This window comes from Paraburkholderia sp. J76 (assembly GCF_905220295.1).
Lineage (GTDB): Bacteria > Pseudomonadota > Gammaproteobacteria > Burkholderiales > Burkholderiaceae > Paraburkholderia.
Genome location: NZ_CAJMZJ010000019.1, coordinates 92,973 through 116,373, shown reverse-complemented (window position 1 = coordinate 116,373; position 23,401 = coordinate 92,973). Strand labels below are relative to the sequence as shown.

Annotated in this window: 22 protein-coding genes and 3 tRNA genes; 13 read left to right on the top strand and 12 right to left on the bottom strand. The window is 65.6% G+C overall.

Going from position 1 to position 23,401, the window contains the following annotated elements; genetic code table 11:
• Positions 1-9 precede the first annotated feature (9 nt).
• From U5768_RS28935 to U5768_RS28910, 6 genes are all read left to right on the top strand, one after another.
• A complete protein-coding gene (locus tag U5768_RS28935; RefSeq protein WP_322033734.1) occupies positions 10-1,890 on the top strand; it encodes a feruloyl-CoA synthase in 1,881 nt (626 codons plus the stop codon).
• Positions 1,891-1,960: 70 nt separating this feature from the next.
• Complete coding sequence (locus U5768_RS28930; RefSeq protein WP_322033733.1) at positions 1,961-3,100, top strand: acyl-CoA dehydrogenase family protein; 1,140 nt, start codon at positions 1,961-1,963, stop codon at positions 3,098-3,100.
• Between the two features lie 29 nt (positions 3,101-3,129).
• Positions 3,130-4,317, top strand: coding sequence for a lipid-transfer protein (locus U5768_RS28925; RefSeq protein ID WP_322033732.1), 1,188 nt, complete (start codon positions 3,130-3,132; stop codon positions 4,315-4,317).
• 34 nt (positions 4,318-4,351) lie between these two features.
• Complete coding sequence (locus U5768_RS28920; protein ID WP_322033731.1) at positions 4,352-4,792, top strand: MaoC family dehydratase N-terminal domain-containing protein; 441 nt, start codon at positions 4,352-4,354, stop codon at positions 4,790-4,792.
• A gap of 13 nt (positions 4,793-4,805) precedes the next feature.
• A complete protein-coding gene (locus U5768_RS28915; protein WP_322033730.1) occupies positions 4,806-5,219 on the top strand; it encodes a MaoC family dehydratase in 414 nt (137 codons plus the stop codon).
• A gap of 35 nt (positions 5,220-5,254) precedes the next feature.
• Entirely contained in the window at positions 5,255-6,079 is an 825-nt protein-coding gene (locus U5768_RS28910; protein WP_322033729.1) for an SDR family NAD(P)-dependent oxidoreductase, read from the top strand.
• A 90-nt stretch (positions 6,080-6,169) separates the two neighbouring features.
• On the opposite strand, the gene U5768_RS28905 is transcribed toward U5768_RS28910, so the two are convergent.
• The 3 genes from U5768_RS28905 to U5768_RS28895 form a co-directional block, all read right to left on the bottom strand.
• Entirely contained in the window at positions 6,170-6,634 is a 465-nt protein-coding gene (locus tag U5768_RS28905) for a DUF2214 family protein (RefSeq protein WP_322033728.1), read from the bottom strand.
• 124 nt (positions 6,635-6,758) lie between these two features.
• Positions 6,759-7,634, bottom strand: a complete 876-nt coding sequence (locus tag U5768_RS28900) for a hypothetical protein (protein WP_322033727.1) — start codon at positions 7,632-7,634, stop codon at positions 6,759-6,761.
• Positions 7,635-7,826: 192 nt separating this feature from the next.
• Positions 7,827-8,891, bottom strand: coding sequence for a glycosyltransferase family 4 protein (locus U5768_RS28895; protein WP_322033726.1), 1,065 nt, complete (start codon positions 8,889-8,891; stop codon positions 7,827-7,829).
• A 792-nt stretch (positions 8,892-9,683) separates the two neighbouring features.
• Here U5768_RS28895 and U5768_RS28890 point away from each other — a divergent pair.
• Positions 9,684-11,519 (top strand): ABC transporter ATP-binding protein, encoded by a 1,836-nt coding sequence (locus U5768_RS28890; protein WP_322033725.1) that lies wholly within the window; start codon positions 9,684-9,686, stop codon positions 11,517-11,519.
• 103 nt (positions 11,520-11,622) lie between these two features.
• Here the strand turns inward: U5768_RS28890 and otsA are convergent, their stop codons facing one another.
• Positions 11,623-13,053, bottom strand: a complete 1,431-nt coding sequence (otsA, locus tag U5768_RS28885; protein WP_322033724.1) for an alpha,alpha-trehalose-phosphate synthase (UDP-forming) — start codon at positions 13,051-13,053, stop codon at positions 11,623-11,625.
• A 109-nt stretch (positions 13,054-13,162) separates the two neighbouring features.
• A complete protein-coding gene (gene otsB / locus U5768_RS28880; protein ID WP_322033723.1) occupies positions 13,163-13,915 on the bottom strand; it encodes a trehalose-phosphatase in 753 nt (250 codons plus the stop codon).
• Between the two features lie 456 nt (positions 13,916-14,371).
• Between otsB and U5768_RS28875 the strand changes: the two genes are divergently transcribed.
• From U5768_RS28875 to U5768_RS28865, 3 genes are all read left to right on the top strand, one after another.
• Positions 14,372-14,959: an SCO family protein gene (locus tag U5768_RS28875; RefSeq protein ID WP_322033722.1), complete on the top strand. Its 588-nt coding sequence runs from the start codon at positions 14,372-14,374 to the stop codon at positions 14,957-14,959.
• Between the two features lie 66 nt (positions 14,960-15,025).
• A complete protein-coding gene (locus U5768_RS28870; RefSeq protein WP_322033721.1) occupies positions 15,026-15,175 on the top strand; it encodes a hypothetical protein in 150 nt (49 codons plus the stop codon).
• 19 nt (positions 15,176-15,194) lie between these two features.
• Positions 15,195-16,079: a cytochrome c oxidase assembly protein gene (locus U5768_RS28865; RefSeq protein ID WP_322033749.1), complete on the top strand. Its 885-nt coding sequence runs from the start codon at positions 15,195-15,197 to the stop codon at positions 16,077-16,079.
• Between the two features lie 30 nt (positions 16,080-16,109).
• On the opposite strand, the gene U5768_RS28860 is transcribed toward U5768_RS28865, so the two are convergent.
• From U5768_RS28860 to uvrC, 7 genes are all read right to left on the bottom strand, one after another.
• Positions 16,110-16,595, bottom strand: coding sequence for a GNAT family N-acetyltransferase (locus U5768_RS28860; protein ID WP_322033720.1), 486 nt, complete (start codon positions 16,593-16,595; stop codon positions 16,110-16,112).
• Positions 16,596-16,680: 85 nt separating this feature from the next.
• Positions 16,681-16,953 (bottom strand): DUF2164 domain-containing protein, encoded by a 273-nt coding sequence (locus tag U5768_RS28855; RefSeq protein WP_322033719.1) that lies wholly within the window; start codon positions 16,951-16,953, stop codon positions 16,681-16,683.
• 82 nt (positions 16,954-17,035) lie between these two features.
• Positions 17,036-17,109, bottom strand: a tRNA-Cys gene (locus U5768_RS28850).
• A 140-nt stretch (positions 17,110-17,249) separates the two neighbouring features.
• A tRNA-Gly gene (locus tag U5768_RS28845) sits at positions 17,250-17,325 on the bottom strand.
• 78 nt (positions 17,326-17,403) lie between these two features.
• Positions 17,404-17,479: transfer RNA gene (locus U5768_RS28840), tRNA-Gly, on the bottom strand.
• 176 nt (positions 17,480-17,655) lie between these two features.
• On the bottom strand, positions 17,656-18,246 hold the full coding sequence (gene pgsA / locus U5768_RS28835) for a CDP-diacylglycerol--glycerol-3-phosphate 3-phosphatidyltransferase (protein WP_042261239.1): 591 nt from the start codon (positions 18,244-18,246) through the stop codon (positions 17,656-17,658).
• Positions 18,247-18,368: 122 nt separating this feature from the next.
• Positions 18,369-20,624, bottom strand: coding sequence for an excinuclease ABC subunit UvrC (gene uvrC / locus U5768_RS28830; protein ID WP_322033718.1), 2,256 nt, complete (start codon positions 20,622-20,624; stop codon positions 18,369-18,371).
• A 158-nt stretch (positions 20,625-20,782) separates the two neighbouring features.
• Here uvrC and earP point away from each other — a divergent pair, with 158 nt between their 5' ends.
• The 3 genes from earP (at position 20,783) to U5768_RS28815 (ending at position 23,191) form a co-directional block, all read left to right on the top strand.
• Positions 20,783-21,967: an elongation factor P maturation arginine rhamnosyltransferase EarP gene (gene earP / locus U5768_RS28825; RefSeq protein ID WP_322033717.1), complete on the top strand. Its 1,185-nt coding sequence runs from the start codon at positions 20,783-20,785 to the stop codon at positions 21,965-21,967.
• A gap of 186 nt (positions 21,968-22,153) precedes the next feature.
• A complete protein-coding gene (efp, locus tag U5768_RS28820; RefSeq protein ID WP_133183590.1) occupies positions 22,154-22,711 on the top strand; it encodes an elongation factor P in 558 nt (185 codons plus the stop codon).
• A gap of 270 nt (positions 22,712-22,981) precedes the next feature.
• On the top strand, positions 22,982-23,191 hold the full coding sequence (locus U5768_RS28815) for a CsbD family protein (RefSeq protein WP_322033716.1): 210 nt from the start codon (positions 22,982-22,984) through the stop codon (positions 23,189-23,191).
• The last annotated feature ends 210 nt before the right edge of the window (positions 23,192-23,401 follow it).

Genomic DNA, 23,401 nt, shown 5'->3' with positions numbered 1-23,401 from the left:
CTTGGCTCAATGAGTACGCTCACGGCCAGTAATTCGCCGACGGCCGCCGTCCGGCCGGTTCGCATGCCCCACCGCCAGACGCTCGTCGAGCGCCGAAGCGACGGCAGCCTGATCCTGCGCTCGTCGAACCCGCCCCCCGCCATCACGCAAACGAGCTTCGCGGACTTCATCGAAGGCTGGGCAAACACGCGCGGCGAAACCGCTGTTTTCTGCGAACGCGGCAGCGACGGCGCCTGGCGGCGCGTGAGCTGGCGCGAACTGTGGCAACAGGTGCAGTGCGTGGGCGCGGCGCTGCTCGAGATGGGCTTGGGGCAGGCACATCCGCTCATGCTGCTCTCGGGCAACTCCATCGAGCAGGCCATCGTGCTGCTCGCCGCCGAATATGTGGGCGTGCCTGTCGCGCCGGTGTCGCCCGCTTATTCGATGCTCAGCCAGGACTTCGCGCGCCTGAAAGCCGTGGTCGACCTGGTGCCGCCCGCCGCGCTGTTCGTGCAGGACGCCGCGGCCTTCGAGCGCGCCCTCGCCGCGCTCGCTCACCTGAACGCGCCGGTCGTCGCCGTGCGCGGGGCCCGCACCGGTCAAATCGACTGGGCAACGCTCGCGCAGACCGAACTGACCGAGCCGCGCCGCGCGGCCGTGGCCGCCGCGCACGCGGCCATCGCGCCCGAAGCCACGGCGCGCGTGCTGTTCACGTCGGGGTCCACCGGCTCGCCCAAGGGCGTCAACCTCACGTACCGCAATTTCAAGGCGGTGGCCTCCTATTTCGCCGACAACCTCGCCTTCCTGCGCGACACCGAGCCCGTGTTCCTCGACTGGCTGCCCTGGCACCATGGCCTCGGCGGCGTGCTCAACCTGGGCCGCTCGATCCAGTTCGGCTCGACCCATTACATCGACGACGGCCGCCCCGTGCCGGGCATGATCGAGCGCACCGTGCGCAACCTGCGCGAAGTCGCGCCTACCGTCTTCACGAGCGTGCCCTCGGCGTGGACCGTCCTCGCCAACGAACTCGAACGCGACGACGAACTTGCGGCGAACCTGTTCTCGAAGGTTCACTTCTTCGGTTACGGCGGCGCGAGCCTGCCCGCCGAGGTGTGGGAGCGCATCCAGCGCGTCGCGGTGAAGACCATCGGCCAGCGCATCGCCTTCGTGAGCGGCCTGGCCTGCACGGAAACGTCCGGCATGGGCACCTTCTGCGGCTGGCCCACGGACACCGTCGGCAACATCGGGACACCGGTGCCGGGATCGGAAGTGAAGCTCGTGCCGCTCGAAGGCACGGACGCGCGCTACGAAATCCGCATGCGCGGCGCGAACGTGTTCGGCGGCTACATCAAACACCCCGAACTCACCGCGGCCGCGTTCGACGAAGAAGGATTCTTCCGTCTGGGCGACGCCGTACGCTTCGCCAATCCGGAAAATCCGTCCGACGGCCTGCTGTTCGCGGGGCGCGTGGTCGAAGACTTCAAGCTCGTCAACGGCACGTGGGTACGCACGGGCGCCATGCGCCTCGGCCTGCTCGATTGCTGCGCCCCGCTTCTCACCGACGCCGTGATCTGCGGACACGACCACGAGTACGTCGCCGCGCTCGCGTGGCCTAACGTCGCCGCGTGCCAGCGGTTCGCGCCGGAACTCGCGGGGCTCGACGCCGCCGCGCTGGTGCAGCACCCCGTTCTCGTCGCCGCGCTGAGCGAGCGGCTGCGAGGTCAGCGCGGTCAAGGCGCGAGCGTTCATGTCGAACGCCTGATGCTGATGGCCGAGCCGCCTTCGATGGACGCCAACGAGATCGCCGACAAGGGTTACGTCAATCAGGCCGTCACGCGAGCGCGCCGGGCGCATCTCGTCGAGGCGCTGTTTCACTCCGAACCCGCCGCGCATGTAGCACGCGCGCGGTAATCCACCCCCGACACTTACGGCTTACGTTCACCCAAGCTCACCTAAGCCCACTACCGCTAAGGATTCCGAAATGCATATCAACCGCAACGTCTTCCGCGACGACCACGAAATGCTGCGCACTACCGTGCGCCGCTTCCTGGAAAAAGAATGCGCGCCGAAGCAGGCCGAATGGGACAAGGCCGGCAAGGTCGATCGCGAAACCTGGCTCAAGGCCGGCCGCGAAGGCCTGCTCTGCGTCACGCTGCCCACCGAATACGGCGGCGGCGGCGGCGACTTCGGCCACGCGGCCGTGCTCAACGAGGAAGTCAACCGGGCCGGCATCAGCGGCCTCGGCTTCGCGGTTCACTCGGACATCATCGCGCCGTACATCGCGCGGCTTGGCAACGAAGAGCAGAAGCAGCGCTGGCTGCCGAAGGTCTGCTCAGGCGAATACATCCTCGCCATCGGCATGACCGAACCGGGCACGGGCAGCGACCTGAAGGCCGTGCGCACGACCGCGATCCGCGACGGCGACGACTATGTGATCAACGGCAGCAAGACGTTCATCAGCAACGGCCTGAACGCCGATCTCATCGTCATGGTCTGCAAGACCGATCCGGCGGCGGGCTCCAAGGGCGTGAGCCTGATCGTGGTCGAAGCGGACCGCGAAGGTTTCCGCCGCGGCCGCAAGCTCGAAAAGGTCGGCCAGCACGCGCAGGACACCGCCGAACTCTTTTTCGACAACGTGCGTGTCCCCGTCACGAACCGGCTCGGCGAAGAAGGCAAGGGCTTCAGCTACCTGATGGCGGAACTGCCGCAGGAGCGCCTGTCGATCGCCGTCGGCGCCGCCGCCAAGCTGGAGGCGTGCCTCGAGCACACGCTGAACTACGTGAAGGACCGTCGCGCATTCAACCAGACCGTGTGGGACTTCCAGAACACCAAGTTCAAGCTCGCGGACATCAAGGCCCAGGCCGTTGCCGTGCGGCTCATGGTCGATCACTACCTGTCCGAGCACGTGCGCCGCCGCCTCACGCTGGAAGAGGCCGCCGTGGCCAAGCTTTTCGCGACCGAGGCGCTCGGCAAGGCGCTCGACGAGATGGTGCAGTTGCATGGCGGCTACGGCTACATGCTCGAATATCCCGTGGCGCGCGCATTTGCCGACGCCCGCGTCATGCGCATTTACGGCGGCACGAGCGAAGTGATGCGCGATCTCATCTCGCGCAAGCTTTAAAAAAATTTCCATTCCATCAGGAGTACAGAATGACTCAAAACGTGTATGTCGCCGGCGTCGGCATGATTCCGTTCAAGAAGCCCGGCACGAGCGACACCTATGACGTGATGGGCGCCACCGCGATCCGCCAGGCGCTCGCCGACGCGGGCCTCGACTACACCGACGTGCAGCAGGCGTACGCGGGTTATGTCTACGGCGATTCGACCTGTGGCCAGAAGGCGCTCTACCACGTCGGCATGACGGGCATTCCCGTCATCAACGTGAACAACAATTGCGCGACGGGATCGAGCGCCCTCTTCCTCGCGCGTCAGGCGGTGCAAAGCGGCGCCGTGGACTGCGCGCTCGCCGTCGGCTTCGAGTTCATGGGGCCGGGCGCGCTCAAGTCCGTGTGGGTGGACCGCGCAAGCGCGCTCGAACGCGCCAACGTCGTCGTCGATGAACTCGTCGGCCGCCAGGAGGGCTTGAGCAACGCCATTCGCCAGTTCGCGGGCGCGGGCATGGCGCACATGAAGAAGTACGGCACGAAGCTCGAAACCTTCGCGAAGATCCGCGCGAAGGCGAGCCGCCACGCGGCGCGCAACCCGCTTGCCGTGTTCCGCAATGTCGTCTCGACCGAAGACGTCATGGCCGCGCCCATGCTTTGGGACGGCGTGCTCACGCGTCTCATGGCCTGCCCGCCCACCTGCGGCGCGGCGGCGGCGCTCGTCGTCTCCGAATCGTTTGCGAAGAAGCGCGGGCTGCGCACCAATGTGATCATCGCGGGCCAGGCGCTCACGACCGACACGCCGAGCACGTACGACGCACGCGACATGATCCGCGTAGTCGGCTTCGACATGACGCGCTCGGCGGCGAAGAGCGCGTACGAACAGGCCGGCATCGGCCCGCGCGATATCGACGTGATCGAACTGCACGACTGCTTCGCGCAGAACGAGCTGCTGACCTACGAAGGGCTGGGCCTGTGCGCGGAAGGCGAAGGCGAGAAGCTCGTCAACGACGGCGACAACACCTTTGGCGGCGAATGGGTCGTGAATCCTTCGGGCGGCCTGCTCTCGAAGGGCCATCCGCTCGGCGCAACGGGCCTCGCGCAGTGCTACGAACTCACGCATCAGCTACGCGGCACGGCGAGCGAGCGCCAGGTGGAGGGCGCAAAGGTCGCGCTCGCACATAACGTGGGGCTGGGCGGCGCGTGCGTCGTCACGGTGTACAAGTCCGCTTGAACGTAAGCACCGCTAACGACATGGAGCTTTCCACATGATCGACAAGCAACACATCGGCAGGATGCTACCCGCGTTTCGCGCGGTGGCCGAAGCGGGCCGGCTGCGCTTTTTCGCGAAGGCGATCGGCGAGACGGACCCGGTCTACTTCGACGAATCCGCCGCCCGCGACGCGGGCCATCCGGGCCTGCCGCTGCCGCCCACGTTTCTCTTCTCGCTCGAGTTCGAGCAGCCCGATACGTCGTGGCGCGACGAAATCGGCGTGGAGTTGCCGCGCATCCTTCACGGCGAGCAGTCCTTCACGTATCACCGGCTCGCCTATGCGGGCGACGTGCTGCTGTTCGAATCGCGCATCGCCGACATCTACGACAAGAAGGGCGGCGCGCTGGAATTCGTCGTGCGCGAAACACGAGTGACGAACCAGCGCGGCGAGCACGTGGCCGATCTGCGCAGCGTGATCGTGCAACGCAATGGCTGAAGGGAGAACTCGCATGACTATCCAGTACGACACGATCCGGGTGGGCGACACGCTCCCCCCGCTCGAATTGCCGGGCGTGGACCGCAAGATGCTCGCGCTTTTTGCGGGCGCCTCGGGCGACCACAACGCGGTGCATATCGACATCGACTATGCGCGGCGCGCGGGCATGCCCGACGTGTTCGCGCACGGCATGCTCTCGATGGCCTGGCTCGGACGCCTGCTCACCCAATGGGTCGATCAGCGCCAGTTGCGTCAGTTCGGCGTGCGTTTCGTGGGCATCACGCATCTCGGCCATCGCATCGTCTGCACGGGGCGCGTGGTGGAGAAGTTCGAGGCCGAAGGCGAGCGCCGCGTGCGCCTTGAAATCCAGACGGCCAACCAGTATGGCGAACCGCGCGTCGTGGGCGACGCCGTGGTTTCACTGTAAGCAATCCGAAGCAAATATTCGAAGGAGATAGCAGCATGGGCAAGCTCGATGGCAAGGTGGCGCTCGTCACCGGTTCGGGACGCGGCATTGGTCGCGCGATCGTGGAAAAGCTCGCGAGCGAAGGCGCGCGCATCGTCGTGAACGACCTCGACGCCGACCCGGCGCACGAAACGGTCGAAGCGCTGAAGAAGATGGGCGCCGAAGCGGTGGCCTGCGTGGGCAACGTCACGGCGCCGGACTTCGCCGAGCGCTTCATCAACACGGCGATGAGCGCGTACAAGGGCATCGACATCATCGTCAACAATGCCGGCTACACGTGGGACGACGTAATCCAGAAGATGACCGACGAGCAGTGGTACGCGATCCTCGACTGCCACATGACCGCGCCGTTCCGCATTCTGCGCGCCGCGTATCCGCACGTGAAGGCGCTGCACGCCGCCGACGTCGCGGAAGGCCGCGAGGTGTATCGCAAGATCGTGAATATCTCGTCGGTGTCGGCGCTCAACGGCAACGCGGGGCAGATGAACTATTCGTCGGCCAAGGCCGGCGTGATCGGCATGACGCGCGCGCTCGCCCGCGAATGGGGGCGTTTCAACGTGAACGTCAACGCCGTGGCGTTCGGCCTGATCCACACGCGCATGACGTCGGCCGACGCCAAGGCCGGCGCGACCGTGAAGATCGATGGCCGCGACATCCGCGTGGGCCTGAACCCCGAGATGCTCAAGACGCACGCGCAGCGCAACCCGCTTGGCCGCGGCGGCACGCCTGAGGAGGCGGCGGGCGGCGTTTATCTCTTCTGCACGCCCGAGTCGAACTACATCACCGGGCAGACGGTGGCCGTAGCCGGGAATCTTCAGTAAAGCGAAGCAAAGTTTGGCCATGACAGGAAACCCGCCGTTGCGCGGGTTTTCCTTTTTCGGCCTGACTGGCCGGCTAACCGGAGAACTGCCCTACTCCGCGCCGGTATCGAGACCGATGCCGCGCGCCATGCCCGCCGCCGCAACGACCATCACGACGAGCAGCAGCGTTTGCCATCTGCCGATGCGCGCGTATTTCGGCGCTGCGGTGAGGTCGGGCACGTCGCCGCGCCGCACGGCGACGCGCCAGCGCAGCAGCGCCGTCACGGGTGCGATTTCGAGCAGAAGGATCACTACGAGCGCACCCATCTTCACGAGAAAGAGCGGTTCGTGAAGGTAGTACGCCGCGCCCTTCTCGAACCCGCCGAACGCGCGCATGGCGCCCGTCACGACCAGGACGACCGCCGAGCCGCCCCAGCCATTGTCGGCGCTGAAGATTACCGGCAGGCCTTCGGTGGACGTGCACCGGCGCAGTCCCCGCGTGCGCCGCAGGATCGAGGCGAGCGCGAAGCCGAAGGCGAGCAGGTGAACGGCGGCGAGCAACCAGCGTATCAGCATTGCGACTCCTTCCAGTGGACGCGAGGAACGGCAAGCCATGGTAATGCGGCTCGAGCGCGGACGCGGCGCAATGCGGCCGCGCATCTGCAACCGCGCATCTGCAAACGCGCATCTGCAACCGGTGTCAGACCTGCTTCAGCGCGGCGTCGAGGGCGCGGGCGGCCGTGCGGTCGCCTTCCGAAGCGAGCCACGCCCGAAATACGGTCTGACGGTTGTGACCAGCGGCGGCCGGCGAATCCCAGAGCAATTCGATCTTCGGCCTGCGCGCCGGCTTGTGCGCATGCGCCGCAGCCGAAGGCGGCGACGCCGGCTGCGGCGCAGCGAACGCCACGGGCTCGGGCGCGGGATCGTTGTCCTGCGCCGGCGCGGGCAACAGCCCGGGGCTCCACGCCGCTGTCGCGCCCTGCGGCGCTCCGGAGAGCCAGCGCACCGACAACTCGCGCGCATCGTACTGCCCGACCTTGCGGCTCTCCTGCCAGACGACCGTCGTGCGCGTGGCGGCGTCGATCGACACGGCGAAACGCCCGATCGCGAAACGCCGCGCGGCGAAATTGCTGCGCCAGAGCGCGCGCGGCCGGCAGATCCAGACCACGGCGGCGTAGAGCGCGGGGGCGGCCACGAGCCAGCCGTTGGTATCGGCTACCGCGTGGAAGGTGCGCCGCCAGCCGGCCGACCAGACGAATAAGCCGATCGAGCCGATCGCGAACAGAAAGCCGAGCACGCCGAAAAAGCGCAGCGCCTGGCGCAGCCACTGCGGCAGCGGGTGAAACGGCCGCTCGACGCGCGCCTTGCCGCCCGGCAGCACGATCAGCAGAAACAGGAAGATGAGATTCAGACTCGCCGCCGGCGACGACGCCATGCCTTCGAGCGCGGCGAGAAAATTCATCTGCGCCATGGAGTGCAGCCAGCGCGCCAGGATCACGAGCCCGATCGCGCGCAGCGCGAAAAGCGTCCCGGCACCGGGGACGGTGACCGTGGGCGTCGGTCGGGTTCTGGCCAAGGGAGGACTCCTTCTCTCGCTGTCGTCGTGGGCGCCGCGGATTTTACGGCACGGCCATTATAGGGACATTAAGCGTTCGCCTCACTTGCCGCCGCCCCGAACGTGACAACGCCCCGGTGCACGGGCACCGGGGCGCTGGGGAAATGCGGGAAAACCGGGCGCGCCGCGGCGCGTCCGTTTTCAGTATCGACCTTAGCCGGCGTTCACTTCGCGCAGCACGGTACGGTGCTTCTGGCGCAGCAGTTCTTCGTACACGGCCACGTAGTTGCGCGCCATCACCTTCGACGAGAAACGCGATTCGAACGCGGCGCGCACCTTCTCGCGCGGCAGCGTCGGCAGACGCTTGACCGCCGCGACGGCGCTGATTTCGTCTTCGACCACGAAACCCGACACGCCATTCTCGATGACTTCCGGCACCGAGCCGCGCTTGAACGCGATGACCGGCGTGCCGCACGCCATGGCTTCGATCATGACGAGACCGAAGGGCTCCGGCCAGTCGATCGGGAATACCAGCGCGTGCGCATTGCCGAGGAATTCGCGCTTTTCGTGCTCGCCGATTTCGCCGATGTACTCGACGTGCGGGAGCGCCATCAGCGGCTTGATGACTTCTTCATAGTAGGCGCGGTCGGCCTTGTCGATCTTGGCGGCGACCTTGAGCTTCATGCCCGCCTGGCCGGCGATGCGGATCGCGCGGTCAAGGCCCTTCTCCGGCGAGACGCGGCCGAGGAATGCGAGGTAACCGGGCTCGACGTTCGGAATCGGCGTGAGCACGTCTTCGGGCAGGCCGTGGTAGACCGTCTGCTGCCAGTTGGCCTGCTGCAGCGGCAGGCGCTGGTTGTCCGAGATCGACACAACCGGCACGTCGTTGAACGCGTTGAAGACCGGCTGCAGTTCCGGCAGGTCGAGACGGCCATGCATCGTGGTGACGAACGGCACTTCCTGACGCGCGAACAGCGAGAACGGGTAGTAGTCGATGTGGAAATGCAGCACGTCGAATTCGTCCGCGCGGCGGCGGACTTCTTCGAGCAGCAGCATGTGCGGAGCCATCACGTCGCGAATCGTGGGGTCGAGGCGCAGTGCCTGCGGCCAAAACGCTTCGAGCTTTGCCGAGGTGACCGAATCGCCGCTGGCGAACAGCGTGACATCGTGGCCCTGTTCGACCAGCGCTTCGGTCAGGTAGGAGACCACCCGTTCCGTGCCGCCGTACAGCTTGGGAGGAACCGCCTCGTGCAACGGAGCGATTTGAGCGATTCGCATAGTGGTGAACTCCTTCCTCGTAATAAATCGGGCAATAGACTGCAAATTTGGCAATCGACCTATGCCGGCTGCAGCTTGTTTGTCGCCGCGCGCCTGCCAGGCGTTCCGTACCGCTAACCGCGCCGGAATTCCGGACACAGACCCGACGCAATGGTGAAGCGGCAAGAAAGCGCACACGCGGCGGTTCAGGCGGTAAACGCGCAGGGTTCGCGGCCGTTGACACAAAAGCTGTCAAATTCCCTACGCCGTCCGAGCCGGCATTATCCCCGGTTCAGGGTAAATACCGGCTGGATCATTTCAAAGTCTTTAGGTTGTTACAAAGCGGAAACACTCCGCAACCCATTGTTTTCCCAGACAGTTCTAGATTGGATGCTGCGCTGCGGAATTCAATGGCTGGAAGTTTTTGGCGCGGCTGGTGCGTTCATCGAACGATGCCGCCCGCTCCTTTCATTTCCGGTTCGTCACGCGGCAGAACACGCCTGGCGAGCAGGCAAGGCGCGTTTCCGAATGCAATCCGTAATTCTATCTCTAAAATACCTGTCTCTAAAACGGTCCGCGATTCCTGTTGAACCTACGCCGCAACACCGTGTCCCCAATCTGTATCGCGCGCTATCGTGTCGCGATATGATGCGCGTCCGCCGGGCACAGGCGGTGCGCCAGGCGCATGGGGTGTTTACAATGCGGTAAGTCCGCCTTCGTTGCCGCGCGCCCGAAGCCGTTCGTCGCCTCAGCGCCAGCTAACTCCTTTGAACTTGCACGGACGAAATTCCGTCAGACCGACCACCCGATCAATTGGAACATCTGACCACCGCCCAGCGTAACGCCCACAACGCAAAGCTCGCGAGCTATGCGCGGCGCCCGCTCGCGTTTCTTTTCCGCTACATCAAGCGGCATCCGTTCGCCCACACCATCGTGCTCGCCAGCGTGTTCGCGGCCGTGGGCTGCGCGCTCGCGTCGCAATATGCCATCAAGCATCTGATCGACGTGCTCGGCGCGGGACGCCACCATCCCGGCCCGCTGTGGACCGCGTTCGCGATCCTCGTCGGCCTGATCGCCGCCGACAACCTGCTCTGGCGCGTCGGCGGCTGGTTCGCCGCGCACACCTTCGTCACCGTGACGGGGGACCTGCGGCGCGACCTCTTCCAGTATCTGAGCGGGCACTCCCCCACGTACTACGCCGAAAAGCAGCCCGGCACGCTCGCTAGCCGCATCACGGCGACGTCGAACGCCGTCTACACGGCCGAAAACACCACCGCGTGGAACGTGCTGCCGCCCTGCATCGCCGTGGCCGGCGCGATCGTCATGATCATCGCCGTCAATCCGCTCATGGCGGCGGGCCTGCTGCTGTGCTCGGCCATTCTTTCGGTGATTCTCTTCAAGCTCGCCGGGCGCGGCTCGTCGCGCCACCACACCTTCGCCTCGAAAGCGGCCGCGGTGGACGGCGAACTCGTCGACGTGATCGGCAACATGGCGCTCGTGCGCGCCTTCGGCATGACCTTCCGCGAGCAAAAGCGCTTCGGCTCGACCGTCAAGGCCGAACTCGACGCGCGCCGCTCCAGCCTGCTCTACCTCGAAAAGCTGCGTCTGCTGCACGCCGTGATCACGGCCATGCTGTCCGCGGGCCTGCTCGGCTGGGCGCTATGGCTGTGGGATCAGGGCAAGGCGACTTCGGGCGACATCGTGCTGGTGAGTTCGCTCGGCTTCACGATCCTGCACGGCACGCGGGATCTCGCCGTGGCGCTCGTGGACGTCACCCAGCACGTGGCGCGCCTTGCCGAGGCCGTGCAAACGCTGCTGGAGCCGCACGGCATGCCGGACCGCGACGACGCCAGGGAACTCGTGGCCCAGGGCGGCCGCGTGGATTTCGAGGGCGTGACCTTCGCGTATCCGCACCGCAAGCCGATCCTCGATCATTTCGACCTGCGCATCGAGGCCGGTCAACGCGTGGGCCTGATCGGCAAGTCGGGCGCGGGCAAGACCACGGTGCTCGCGCTGCTGCAGCACTTCTACGACACCCAGGGCGGCGCGATCAGGATCGACGGCCAGGACATCGCGCATGTCACCCAGGACAGCCTGCGCCACTCCATCGCCCTCGTGCCGCAGGACATTTCGCTGCTGCATCGCTCGATCTACGAGAACATCGCTTACGGCCGCCCCGAGGCGAGCCGCGAAGAAGTGCTCGCCGCGGCCCGCGAGGCGCGCTGCGCGGAATTCATCGAAGCGATGCCCGAGAGCTACGACACGATCGTGGGCGACCGCGGCGTAAAGCTGTCGGGCGGCCAGCGCCAGCGGATCGCCATCGCGCGCGCCATTCTCAAGAATTCGCCGATCCTGCTGCTCGACGAAGCCACCTCGGCGCTCGACAGCGCGTCCGAAGAGGCGATCCAGCAAGCGCTCGACCGGCTCATGGTGGGCCGCACGGTGATCGCCATCGCCCACCGTCTCTCCACGCTCAACAACTTCGACCGCATCATCGTGATGAGCGCGGGCAAGGTGATCGACGACGGCAGCCCTGAAGAGCTGCGCAATCGTCCCGGCCTCTACCGCGACCTGCTCGCCAAGCAGTACGGCAAGCAGTCCACGCTGCATCTGGGCAGCAAGAAGGCCGACGAAAAGCACGTAGCCTGACGCCGTTCACGCCGCCAGCACGCAAAAAAGCCGCTTCAGTTCACATCGACTGAAGCGGCTTTTTTTTGCTCTCGCCCTGTTGCGCGGCGTGAAGCGCGGGTGCTCAGCCTTCGGCGCGCTCGAGCGGCGGCAAGCTTGCCGCCTGGCGCCCGCCGACCTGGCCGAGATCGCGCATGAAACGGTCGCGCCAGACCGAGACATTGTTCTCGCGCAACTGGACCATCATGTCCCGATGGCGCGCGAGGCGCTCGGCAAGCGGCATGGCGAGCGCCGCGCCCAGCGCGTCGGCCATGCCGTCGATGTCGAGCGGATTGACGATCAGCGCGCCCGAAAGCTCCTGCGCGGCGCCGGCGAAGCGCGAAAGCACGAGCACGCCCGGGTTCTCGGGGTCCTGCGCCGAGACGTACTCCTTGGCGACGAGGTTCATGCCGTCGCGCAGCGGCGTGACGTAGCCGACGTTCGACGCCCGGAACAGCGCGGCCAGCACCGCCCGTTCGTACTGGCGGTGGATGTACCAGATCGGCGTCCAGTCGAGTTCCGCGTACCGGCCGTTGATGCGCCCCGATTCCGCCTCGAGGCGCAGCCGGATGTCCTGATAGGCGTGCAGGTCGGCGCGCGTGGGCGGCGCGATCTGCACGAACGAGACCTTGTTGCGCTGCGCCGGCGCGTGGTCGAGCAGGCGCTCGAACGCGCGAAAACGCTCCACGAGCCCCTTCGAATAGTCGAGCCGGTCCACGCTTATGATGACCTTGCGCCCGTGCAGCGTGGACTTCAGCGTGCGCACCGGCTTGCCGCGCTCGCCGGCCCTGGCGAGTTCCGCGATCTCGTCGGGATAGACGCCGATCGGGTAATCGCCCGCGCACAGCGTCTGCCCGAACGCCTCGATGCGCGTGAGGCCGTCCGGCTGCATCGCGGTCGTCCCGCCCGCCTCGTTCACGATGTAGTCGCAGAACGCACGCAAGTCGGGCTTCGTCTGGAAACCGAGCAGGTCGAACGCGCACAGCGCCTGGACCAGTTCCCGATGCGGCGGCACCGCCAGCAGCACCTGCGAAGCCGGAAACGGAATGTGCAGGAAGAAGCCGATGCGGTTCTTCACGCCCGCCGCGCGCAGCGCCTGGGCAAACGGAATGAGGTGATAGTCGTGGACCCAGATCACGTCGTCGTCGCGCAGGAGCGGCACGAGCTGCTGCGCGAGCCACGCGTTCACGCGGCTATAGCCTTCGTACTCGTGGCGGTCGTACTGGACGAGATCGGCGCGGTAATGGAACGCGGGCCAGAGCGTCGCGTTCGAGAAACCGCGGTAGTACTGGTCGTAGTCCTTGCGCAACAGGCCGATGGTCGCGAAGGTCACGGGCCCGCGCTCTTCGAGCGCAATTTGCGGCTGGCCGGAGGTGAGCACGTCGCCGCTCCAGCCGAACCACATGCCGCCGGTTTCCTTGAGCGCGTCGTACACGCCCACGGCGAGGCCGCCCGCGGCCGGACCGCCTTCGGAAATCGGCGCGACGCGGTTCGACACGATGATCAATCTGCTCATGAGGGGCGGGGTCCGTCCAGGAAATCGGGAAAACGTGGCGCGTGAGTGCCAAAAGCGGCGCCTGGCGTCAGAGAGGCCGTGCGGGGAACCAGGCGTGACATGCGCGCGGTCACCGGGCGCCCGGCATGGCCGCGACGAGCGACGCGAGCCAGCCGATCAGCGCTTCGACCGAGTCGACGCGCGTGCGGGCGATGGTGTCGCCGCCGCCGACCTTGATCGACAGGCCGCCCAGATCGTTGACGACGGCGAAGCCCTTCTCGTCGGTCAGGTCGTCGCCGGCGAACACCGGGCGGCGGCTCGCGAACGGCGGCTCGTCGAGGAACGCGCGCAGCGCGCGGCCCTTGTCGACGTCCTTCGGCTTGATTTCGTAGACCATCTTGCCGGGTTGCAGCACGTAGGCGTCGGCGAACTCGGCGGCGAGGCGCTCGGTCGCCGTGCGCGCGGTGCCCTCGTGCTCCGGGGCGTTGCGGTAGTGCAGCGCGAGCGACGCGCCCTTGATTTCGAGCAGCATGCCAGGATGCGTGCGCACCACTTCCGCGAGCACCTGCTCCATGTGCAGCAGACGCTGATCGTTGAAGCCCACGCGCTGCGTGTCGCCGTTGGCGTCGCGCCGCTCGGCGCCGTGCAGGCCCGCCACGGGCAGATCGGGCATGCCGAGAAAACCGTCGATGCTCTCGATGCCGCGCCCCGAGACGATCGCCACGGCGCCGTGCGTCGCGCGGCGCAACGCACGCAGATGCGCTAGCATGTCGGGACGCACGAGCACGCCGTCGGGCGTGGGGGCGAGATCGACGAGCGTGCCGTCGAAATCGAAGAAAAATGCCGTCTGGTCAGGCGGCAGGACTGCCGGGATTGCATGCATTGCGTTCTTTTCGCCCATCGGCCTGCTGGCCGGGTATGGTCCGGGCTGCGCCCAGGGAAAGTGTGCGAATCTTACCGCGCCTTGGATCGATTATCGAGAAAGTCAGGGGCTGACGGCTGCGCGGGGGGCCTCGGGCCCGACTCCGCTCGTCAGGCGGTCCGCGGGTTCGACCGACGCCCACCAGCGCCGGGGCGCTCGTTCAGCAAATGCGGCATATCGACGCGCGCGGTTCACACGACTTCGCACGACTTCGCACGACTTCGCACGACTGTGGTGGCACTCCCGACCGCGCGGACCTAATTTTGCTAAAGTCGGAGCGACAAGCCGCGGCCCGTCGCCGGGTCGGGCACCGCTGGCGTCATGTATCGAAGTCATCCCATCGAATCGACGAAATTGCCTCTGCTCCCCACCTTCGAGCCCCTGTTGCGCACGTTCCGCGCCCGCCTGCGCGGCGGAATGCAACGCATAGCGATCGTTGCAGGCGCCGTGCTGCTCGCGGCGTGCTCGCACCCGGGCGAGCCCTGGCAGTTGGCGAACGTGAGCGGCCATCTGCCCGACCTCGACTTCGCGCTCACCGCCGACAACGGCCAGCCCGTCACGGGCGCCAGTTTTCGCGGACATACGACGCTCGTCTATTTCGGCTATACGCATTGCCCGGACGTCTGCCCGGAGACGATGGCGCGCCTGATGCAGGTTATTACGCAGCTCGGCCCCGATGCGCAGCAAGTGCGGATACTCTTCATCAGCGTCGATCCGGCGCGCGATACGCCGCAGGCCTTGCACGCCTACGTCGGCGCGTTCGACGCCCGGCATGCGCGCGGCCTGACCGGCACGGACAGGCAGATCGAGTCGCTCGCGCGGCGCTATCGCGTGGCGTACCAGATGGAAAAACGCGACCCCGACGGCAGCTACGAAGTCACACACAGTTCGGCCGTGTATGTATTCGACGCGCAGGGCCATGCGCGCCTGCTCGCCACCGACCACGACACACCGGACGCCATCGCGCACGATCTGCGCCGCGTCATCCACGACTCGGCGTCGTGAACGCATGCCGCCTCGCGGGTCGCTTCATCGAGTCTTGACGAAACGGCAATCGCAACAGGAAACGTTATGACGAAGAACCGCAAGCCGCTCACCGTCTCGCTCGGCTGCGCGCTGAGCACGCAGGCCGCGCTGGAAAAGGCGAAGCACACGTGCACATTCGGCGTGGTTGCGCGCGCAAGCATGCTGAATCCACGGAACCCCCGGAACCCACGATGAGGCCGCCGCCGTGCTCGCGATGACCCTGCTTTACTGGCTCCAGCCGTGGGAGCCCTCGCCGACCGTGATGATCTGCACCATGCTCGCGGCGGTGCTATTCGTGCGCGGCAAACGGCACGCGCGGGTGTCGCTCGCGCGCCAGATTTCGTTCTGGTTCGGGCTCGGCGCGCTCTACGTCGTGCTGCATACGCGGCTCGACTACTACTTCGAGCACGAGTTCTTCATGCATCGCGCGCAGCACCTCGTGCTGCATCATCTGGGGCCGTTCTTCATTGCGCTCGCCTATCCGGGCGCGGCGCTGCGCGCGGGCATTCCGTTCAGGTGGCGGCAGCGCTTCGTGCGCCCCGCGCTCGCCGCGCGCCCCATACGCGTGGCGCTCGACATCGTCATGCATCCCGTGGTCGCGGTCGGGCTCTTCGTCGGGCTCATCTACTTCTGGCTCTTTTCGCCGATCCACTTCATCGCGATGCTCGACTGGCGCCTCTATCGCGTCATGAACTGGAGCATGGTGATCGACGGGCTGCTGTTCTGGTGGCTCGTGCTCGACTCGCGCCCGGCGCCGCCCGCGCGCCTCTCGCCGGGCAAGCGCGTGCTCGTCGTGATCGCGGCGATTCCGCCGCAGATCGTGCTCGGCGCGTTCATCTTCTTCACGCCGCGCGAGCTGTACCCCGTCTACTCGATTTGCGGGCGCGCGTTCACGTGGCTATCGCCCATGCGCGACCAGCAGATCGGCGGGCTGCTGCTGTGGATTCCGGGATCGATGATGAGCGTGATCGGCGCGCTGGTCGCGTTGAGACACTGGATGCGGCTGTCCGCGCGCGGCCGTTTGCAGCAGGACCGGCGCGCCGGCGTGCGCGTTGCGCAGAGCCCTTCCGCAAAAGAAGGGCGCACGCTGCGCACCTGAATTCCGGCGCGACGGGCGGCGAGCATCGAATCAAGCCGAGCGCATCCACACGTGCGCAATGCCATCCTCGTCGTGAATCTCACCAACGGGTGAGAAGCCAAACGCCCCGTAGAACTTCTGCAGATGCGCCTGGGCATGCAGACGCATCGCGACGCCCGGCCATTGACGCGCGACTTGCGCGATGGCGCGTTCGAGCAGCGCGTTGCCGAGTTTGATGCCGCGATGCTTCTGCGAGGTCACTACGCGGCCGATACGCACATCGGCGTCGTCCGTATCGGGCAGCAGCACGCGCAAGTAGCCCGCGAGTTCGCGCTCGCCGCCCTGCCCGCTCCATGCAAACAGATGCCACGCGCCGAAGTCGAGACCGTCGATATCGCCGTACACGCAGTTTTGCTCGACGACGAACGCGTCGGAGCGCAGCTTGAGCATGGCGTAGACTTCGCGCGCGTCGAGCGCATCGAAAGCTTTCCATTGCCAGTCGAACTGGGGCAGCAAGGCGGGGGACTGCACGGTCATGGTCGGTGATTTCCGTCAAACGTCGTGAATGACCACGATTATGCCGCGCGTCGCGCGCGCCACAAACCCGCCGTTTGCGCCGCGCTCACTTTCGGCGGCGCGGCTGCCCGTACTTGCGCCAGTACTGGAACGGCTCTTCATGCAGATCGATGTCGAGATCGACGATGCGCGCCTGCATGCTTTCCTGCGCATCGGCGACGGCCTTGTTGTAGACCGCCGGCGCGATCTCCTCGAGAAAGAAGCCCAGCAACGCGCCCGCCGCGATGTTGCCGATCGGCTCTTCCATGTTCGCGTCGAAATAACGCTGGATTGAGGCGATCGCTTCGGTGCGCGCGTCTTCTGGGAGTTCGATGGACATGTCGGAAAGCCGGAGAGAATGGAGTCCAGCTATTTTGGCGCAAAAAACAAAAGCCACCCGAAGGTGGCTTTTGTTTTGCATCTGGAGGCGCGAGCCGGAGTCGAACCGGCCTACACGGCTTTGCAGGCCGCTGCATAACCGCTTTGCTATCGCGCCAGAAGCGGACTGACCGGAATGAAGCGAACACGAGGCACACCAGGTGCGCCCGCAACCACCGGACAGATTTGTTGGAGGGCTTGATACGCAGATCAAATCCCGCCAAACAAAAAGGGAAGCGCTGCTTCCCCTTTGGCATTTGGAGCGGGAGACGAGTCTCGAACTCGCGACCTCAACCTTGGCAAGGTTGCGCTCTACCAACTGAGCTACTCCCGCAAATGTCCTGCTTTACTGCGACTTTCCTGCTTCGGCGCTTCGTTTTTCTCTACCGCAAAAACACCGCACCTTGAATTCTGGAGCGGGAGACGAGTCTCGAACTCGCGACCTCAACCTTGGCAAGGTTGCGCTCTACCAACTGAGCTACTCCCGCATGGTTGCTTCAGATTTCGCCTAACTTCAGCTTATCTTCTGCTATCTCCCCGCATTCGCCTGCTTGTTACTGCGGCGTGCAGCGGAGAAGTGAGATTATGTATAACCCGTAGAATCGTGTCAACCCCTTCGTGTGATCTTTTTGGAAAAAGGCATGAGGGATTCACAGCGGAGCGATCACAAACTGCCGCGCTCGCGAATTTGCGGCCACGCGAGCTTCATGTAGTAGAGCATCGACCAGATCGTGAGGAACGCGGCGACGTAGATGAGCCACGCGCCCCAAACGCGCGAGTCGAACAACGTCACGCCGCCGAGCGTGAGCGGCGCGTAGAACAACAGCATGGGAATCGCGACCATCTGGCACGCGGTCTTGAACTTGCCGAGCGAATTCACGGCCACGCTCTTCGACGCGCCGATCTGCGCCATCCACTCGCGCAGCGCCGAGATCGCGATTTCGCGCCCCACGATCACGAGCGCGATCACGGCGTCGAGCCGCTGCAGATGCACGAGCACGAGCAGCGCCGCGGTCACCATGAGCTTGTCCGCGACGGGGTCGAGGAAGGCGCCGAACGAGGAGGTCTGATTCCACTTGCGCGCGAGAAAGCCGTCGAACCAGTCGGTGAGCGCCGCCAGCACGAACAGCAGCATCGCCAGCACGTTCTGCTGCATCGGGGAAAGCATTGTCTGCGGCAGATAGAACACGCCCACCACGAGCGGAATCGCCAGGATCCGCAGCCACGTGAGGAGAATCGGAATATTGAACGGCATCGGCTGGCGCTATCTGTCGGGGAAGATGCAATTATGGGAGATGCAATTGTGCCGCGTCGCCGCACGTGCCACAAGCAACCGTAAGGAATGGCCGCGCCGGGCGCGGCCAACGGGACGCGGCGTCAGTGAAGCTGCTGGTAGATCTGCTCGGCGAGCGCGCGCGAGATGCCCTCCACGCTCGCCAGATCCTCCACGCTCGCCGCCATCACGCCGCGCAAGCCGCCGAAGCGTGCGAGCAGACGCTGGCGGCGCTTCGCCCCCACGCCTTCCAGTTCTTCGAGACGCGAAGTCTGACGGGTTTTGCCGCGCTTCGCGCGCATGCCCGTGATGGCGAAGCGGTGCGCCTCGTCGCGAATCTGCGCGACGAGCATGAGCGCGGCGCTCTCCTTGCCGAGTTCGAGCGGCGCGCGGCCATCGGCGAACACGAGCGTTTCGAGACCGACCTTGCGCCCCTCGCCCTTCGCCACGCCCACCAGCATCGCCGGATCGAGACCCAGTTCGGTGAACACCTGGCGCGCGATCTCGACCTGCCCCTTGCCGCCGTCGATCAGGACGATGTTGGGCAGCGTACCGGCGGGCGGCGGCGCTTCGACGGCCTCCACGGCGTCCGAACCCGCATTCGGGTCCGCGGGATCGGCCGCAGGCACGGGCGGGGGCGCCGGTTCCGCTGATCCGTCGGCCTCGGCGCGCGCTGCCTGCGCAACCATCTTTTCGTAGCGGCGCGTGAGCACCTGGCGCATGGCGGCGTAGTCGTCGCCGGGCGTGATGCCGGTGATGTTGTAGCGGCGATATTCGCCCGACTGCATTTTGTGATGGTGATAGACCACGCACGACGCCTGCGTCGCTTCACCCATCGTATGGCTGATGTCGAAACACTCGATGCGCAGATGCGCGAGATCGTCGAGTTCGAGCCCCAGCAGTTGGGCGAGCGTGCGCGTGCGCGCCTGCTGCGAACCCTGCTCGGAGAGCAGGCGCGCGAGCGCGAGCCGCGCATTCTGCTCGGCCATCGCGAGCCATGCGCGCTTCTGGCCTTGCGGCTGACGCAGCACCGAGACCTTGTGCCCCGCCTGCTCGCTGAGCACGTCGACGAGTTCGCGGTTCGCGGGCGGATGACTCACCACGAGCACGGGCGGCACGCGGTTGCCGAAATAATGCTGGGCGATGAAGGCGTCGAGCACTTCGGATTCGATGCCGATCTCGCGCTTCCTGCGGGAATCGGCTGGCGGCTCGGGCGCGGTGGCGTCGGCGGATGCGTCGTCGTATTCGGCATCGCCAGCATCGTCCGCATCGTCCGCGGCGCTGGCGAGGTCGGCGGCCATCGTAAGCGGATCGAGCGGCTCGGCTTCGAACGCCGCATCGTCTTGTGCGTCGGCCTGTTGCGCTTCCTCGACGTAATCTTCCACCGTCTTGCGCGCGAGCGCCGGCAGCGACTTCAGCGCGCTCGCCGCGGCTACGGTCTCGCTGTCGATTTCCTCGGCGACGCCGCCTTCCTCGTCGGTCAGCGCGCGTTCCACGTGCGCGGGGAAATACGCCTTGTCGCCCAGATGACGGCCGCCGCGCACCATCGCGAGATTCACGCAGACGCGCCCGCCGAGCGCCACCACGGCCAGAATGTCGACGTCGCTCTCGCTGCCCGTTTCGATGGCCTGCTGATGCAGCACGGTCGAAAGCGAACTCATCTGGTTGCGCACGGACGCCGCCTGCTCGAACTTCAGCTCGGAGGCGAACGCATGCATCTTCGTCTCCAGTTCCTTCATCACTTCGTTCTGGCGGCCGAGCAGAAAGCGCGATGCGTTGTTCACGTCGCGTGCGTAGTCCTCTTCGCTGACCGCGCCCACGCAAGGCGCCGTGCAGCGCCCGATCTGATGCAACAGGCAAGGCCGCGTGCGGTTGTTGAAGACCGAGTCCTCGCAGGTGCGCAACTGGAACACGCGCTGCAGGATCTGGATGCTCTCACGCACGGCCGAAGCGCTCGGAAACGGTCCGAAATATTGGTTGTTGCGATCGACCGCCCCACGGTAGTACGCCATGCGCGGGAATTTGTGTCCCGTGATCTTGAGAAACGGATAGGACTTGTCGTCGCGAAAAAGGATGTTGTAGCGCGGCGTGAGCGCCTTGATGAGATTGTTTTCGAGCAGCAGCGCCTCGGCCTCGGAACGCGTGACCGTGGTTTCGATGCGCGCGATCCGCGTGACCATCATCGCGATGCGCGGCGACAACAGCGTCTTGGTGAAATAGCTCGACACGCGCTTTTTCAGGTCGCGCGCCTTGCCGACGTAAAGCACCGCGCCATGCGCGTCGTAGTAGCGATAAACGCCGGGCAGATGCGGCAACTGCGCGAGTGCCTTTTTCGGGTCGAAAACGTCGGTGTCGGTCATCCAGTTTCGGGGACGGGCGGTGCGTCAAGAGAAGTGAGACCCGGCTGCGCGCCGCCGTCGCGACGCGTTCGTGGCCGTGTCCTAGAATCGCAAGTTTAGATCATTCCCTGCCGCACGGAACCCGCGCCGAAGCCGCCGGCGCTCCTTCGCACGCCATCATGACCGAACCTCACACTCCCGCCGCCGCGAGCGATAACGCCATCGCCTGCGACCTCTTTTGCGCCGTCATCGACAATTTCGGCGACATCGGCGTGTGCTGGCGGCTCGCGCGCCAGCTCGCGCGCGAGCACGCCTGGCAGGTGCGCCTGTTCGTCGACGACCTGCACGCCTTCCGCAGACTCTGCCCTGCGCTCGACGCAAGCCGCGCCACGCAATGGGTCGAGGGCGTGCTCGTCGAGCACTGGCACGAACCCGGTCATGCGGGCGACACGCTGCAGATCGCCGATGTCGTGATCGAGGCGTTCGCGTGCGAGCTGCCGCCCGTCTACGTCGCCGCAATGGCCGAACGCGTGCGCAAACCCGTCTGGCTCAATCTCGAATATTTGAGCGCCGAGGACTGGGTGGCCGATTTTCATCTGCGCCCCTCGCCGCACCCGCGCTACGCGCTCGCCAAGCACTTCTTCTTTCCCGGCCTTGGCCCGGGCACGGGCGGCGTGCTCAAGGAGCGCACGCTCGACGCGGCGCGCGCGGACTTCGAGCACTCGCACGACGCGCGCGCCGCGTGGTGGCAGCACGCGACGGGCGGGCCGCCTGCCGGCCCGGAAGCCACCGTGATCTCGCTGTTCGCCTACGAAAACCCGGCCGTCGATCATCTGCTGGAACAATGGCGCGACGGCGCGACGCCGGTCGTCCTGCTCGTGCCCGAGGGCCGTATCTCCGGCGCGCTCGCGCGCTTTTTCGGGGCGACGACGTTCGGCGCCGGTTCGCACGCCGCACGAGGCTCCCTGCGCGCGCACGCGCTGGCGTTCACCGAGCAGCGCGGCTACGACCCGCTGCTATGGGCAAGCGACCTCAATTTCGTGCGCGGCGAAGATTCGTTCGTGCGCGCGCAATGGGCCGCGCGGCCGTTTGTCTGGCACATCTACCCGCAAGCCGACGACGCTCACCTGCCCAAGCTCGACGCCGCGCTCGCGCATTACGGCCGCACCTTGCCGGAGGCGCCGCGCGCCGCGCTCGCGCGCTTCTGGCATGCGTGGAATGGCCGCGGCACGCCCGACTGGGCCGATTTCGCGCAGCATCTGCCTGCTTATAAGGCGCGCGCGAACGCCTGGTCAGGCGAACTCGGGCAGGTTGGCGATCTCGCGGGAAATCTCGCCGAGTTCGCAAAAAGTCAGTTAAAATAAGCGGTTATCCGACGGCAGCCGTCTCAAGCGCTTCGCGTTTTGCGCCCCTTGATTTGCGCCCCTTTATGGTGGTGCGTGAAGTATGAAAGAGGGTCGCAGTCCCTGCAGCAACAACCGAATCCGCTTGCGACGTTTGCCGTCGAGCACACTCGAAGCTACTTAATCTGGACAGGACAGTTTTTTATTATGAAGACCGCACAGGAACTCCGCGTCGGCAACGTCGTGATGATCGGTAACGACGCAATGGTGGTGCAGAAGGCCGAATACAACAAGTCGGGCCGTAACTCCGCCGTCGTGAAGATGAAGTTCAAGAACCTGCTGACCGGCGCGGGCATGGAAACCGTGTACAAGGCGGACGACAAGTTCGACGTCGTCGTGCTCGATCGCAAGGAAGTGACGTACTCGTACTTCGCCGATCCGATGTACGTGTTCATGGACGCCGACTACAACCAGTTCGAAGTCGAAGGCGAGATGATGGGCGACGCCCTCAACTACCTCGAAGACGGCATGGCTTGCGAAGTCGTGTTCTACAACGAGAAGGCCATCTCGGTCGAACTGCCGACCGTGCTCGTGCGCGAAATCATCTACACGGAACCGGCCGTCAAGGGCGACACGTCGTCGGGCAAGGTCCTGAAGACCGCCAAGCTGAACACCGGCTTCGAACTGCAAGTGCCGCTCTTCTGCAACATCGGCGACAAGATCGAAATCGACACGCGTACGAACGAGTACCGCAGCCGCGCCTAAGATCATTAGCGCAAGGACGCTGCCGCGGTGGTGAGGGCGGCGAGCGTCGCGAAAGCGCCCCTCGGGGCGCTTTTTCTTTTTTTGCTTAACGTGTATGTTTGAGGGTCTGCGGAAAACCTTACCGGTTATGCGCCAGGAATGTCGGACTTGCCGTGCTCAAATAACGTGCACCAGGCAGGCGCACCGATCAGAAAGGAATCCCGCGGCACGGTTTCTGCTGTAGCTGAAAGAGCATGCGTTCCACCTCTTTCCCTTATCAGGAGAAACACAATGAACAACGACATCGCCGAAGGCAAGTGGAAGCAGTTGATCGGTAAGGCCAAAGCGGCATGGGGCGAGTTGACGGACGACGAACTCGCGAAAGCCGAAGGCCATGCCGACCGCCTGGCAGGCCTGATTCAGGAACGTTACGGCAAGACGCGTGACGAGGCTGAACTGGAAGTGCGCCGCTGGTTCGACGCGCACAGGCCGCTCGAGTAACGTACCGTCGCGGCATGCCGGTATGGCTGTCGGCCGGCGGTTGCCGGCTGGCGCCCACTTGCGGGCATAAAAGGCACACAGCCACAAACAGGCACCACCGCAGGCACAGAAGTACATAGGGGGGATGCACGCTTGCCCAAGCGCCTGGCGCTTCGGGCCTGCGTTGCTGCGGCCGCCGGCGCTTTCCTGCCGGACAACGCCGCCGCGCCC